Origin of the sequence: Polynucleobacter sp. (genome assembly GCF_040400325.1) — a bacterium.
Classification (GTDB): Bacteria; Pseudomonadota; Gammaproteobacteria; order Burkholderiales; family Burkholderiaceae; genus Polynucleobacter.
Map to the genome: position 1 here is coordinate 1 of NZ_JBBAQK010000042.1, position 1,781 is coordinate 1,781.

4 protein-coding genes are annotated in these 1,781 nt (G+C 46.2%); 2 read left to right on the forward strand and 2 right to left on the reverse strand.

Annotated elements, in window-relative coordinates; genetic code table 11:
• Window positions 1-238: 238 nt before the first annotated feature.
• Window positions 239-601, reverse strand: coding sequence for a hypothetical protein (locus ABWP14_RS11395; RefSeq protein ID WP_353203091.1), 363 nt, complete (start codon window positions 599-601; stop codon window positions 239-241).
• Between the two features lie 337 nt (window positions 602-938).
• Window positions 939-1,073 (reverse strand): hypothetical protein, encoded by a 135-nt coding sequence (locus ABWP14_RS11400; RefSeq protein WP_353203092.1) that lies wholly within the window; start codon window positions 1,071-1,073, stop codon window positions 939-941.
• Window positions 1,074-1,084: 11 nt separating this feature from the next.
• Here ABWP14_RS11400 and ABWP14_RS11405 point away from each other — a divergent pair, with 11 nt between their 5' ends.
• Window positions 1,085-1,375, forward strand: coding sequence for a nucleotidyltransferase family protein (locus ABWP14_RS11405; RefSeq protein WP_353203093.1), 291 nt, complete (start codon window positions 1,085-1,087; stop codon window positions 1,373-1,375).
• On the forward strand, window positions 1,372-1,641 hold the full coding sequence (locus tag ABWP14_RS11410; protein WP_353203094.1) for a HepT-like ribonuclease domain-containing protein: 270 nt from the start codon (window positions 1,372-1,374) through the stop codon (window positions 1,639-1,641). Before ABWP14_RS11405 ends, ABWP14_RS11410 begins: the two co-directional genes overlap by 4 nt.
• Window positions 1,642-1,781 lie beyond the last annotated feature (140 nt).

Genomic DNA, 1,781 nt, shown 5'->3' on the forward strand with positions numbered 1-1,781 from the left:
GTTGCTTGCAAATCAAAGCGCTGGCCTGGTAAAAACCGGGCAATAACGGGCGCAGTATTACCGCTGCTGAACATTTCACTCGGCGGAGTAAGACGTGTCACGGTGGGGGCTGCGAAAGCTTGGGTCGCACACAAGGCGGCGAGTCCCAGTGCAGACATCCAAAATTTGGATGGAGGGTTCGATAAGTTCATAGATAAACTAACTTAGAGGTTGAGGGTGGAATGAGGGAAAAGGGAAATTAATGTTTGTGTTGTAGTGAATGAAAGTACCGGTCTAACTCAGAAGGGCTCATGCCGCGGGTAGCCTCGGGCGTTATTCGCATGCGGACCCAAGAAACGCGTCCGTCGGTTTCTTCCAATCGACCCACCTCGATGGTTCCTGTCAGGCTAATGAGACCTCTGGTGTAAGGAACCGCCCAATCGCTTTGCGATGCGTCCAAGTACACAGTAACCAGCGCAGCGGGAAGGTCATCGGCTTCACCATCGGCATGTTCACTCATTTGAACCGGCCGAGGCGAGAGTAAAAATCGTCCCAAGTGAGGCCGTTCTTGTTGCACCATGTAGCCAACAATTTTTCGTTGTTTACCGTTGGCGCTACGCAAAGCATCGGTCATCTCGAGGCCTTTTGAGCCCACTGGAAGCTTATAAAAATCTTTAAACACGAGGACGTCAGCGTTTTGTGCGAAGACGGATTGGGTGAGAGCGAGTCCAAAAAGCCCAAAAGTAAATTGACGCAATGCAATAGCAAAAATTTTCATTGCTAAATAATACCTACGCTGTGTGAATTTTTTATGTCAACTTAAGGCACGGCTTTTTTCCATAGCAATCCGCCAATCAGCGAGGCCAGTACGAACGCGAACCAAGGTGGGTTTTTTGATCGATCGTGACCGGCATAAGTAATCCGAAACCGCATTGCACAGTTTATTACATAGTCCCGATTTACGAGTCTAAGTCATTGGAATATATAGACTTTCCAGCAGCTACGAATTCTTCTAAGGCGTAGGTCGCACGTTCGAATCGTGCTGGGCAGGCCAAAACATCCTTTATGTTGATCTTCAGGCCAAATATTTGCATAATGTAGGACTATGAAACCTTCGATTGCCCTGAACGCCAACCGTGCACAGATTCGCTCAATTATTGAAGCGCATCATGCTAGCAATGCGCGCGTTTTTGGTTCTGTGGCGAACAGCACCGATATTGATGGTAGTGACTTAGATGTCTTGATTGATCCTAGCCCTGAAACAACCTTATTTGATATTGGCGCAATTCGCTATAAATTAAAGCAATTATTGGGTGTTCCAGTGGATGTTTTGACGCCGAATGCCTTGCCAGAAAAGTTTCGCAGCTCAGTGATTGCGGGCGCAATGCCAATATGACGCGTGATCCACAGCGTTTGCGGGACTATTTGGAACATATTCTTGAGGCCATAAATCGAATAGAAGGTTACTGTGCCGATATTGATGAACTCGGTTTTATCAGCAGCCAATTAATTCAAGATGCGGTTATTCGGAATTTCGAAGTAATTGGCGAGGCAAGTAAAAATATTGAGCGCCTCTTTCCTGAATTTTTAGCTAAGCATCCTGAACTTCCCTTGTTGGTTGCCTATGAAATGCGCAATGCACTCAGGATTTCTTTTTATTAATCATTGCACAGTTTATTACACAGTCCGGATAAAAGCATGTAAGCCATTGAAAGATATAGACATTCCAGTAGCCACAAATTCTTCTAAGGCCAAGGTCGCACGTTCGAATCGTGCTGGGCAGGCCAAAATCCTTGTAAAAA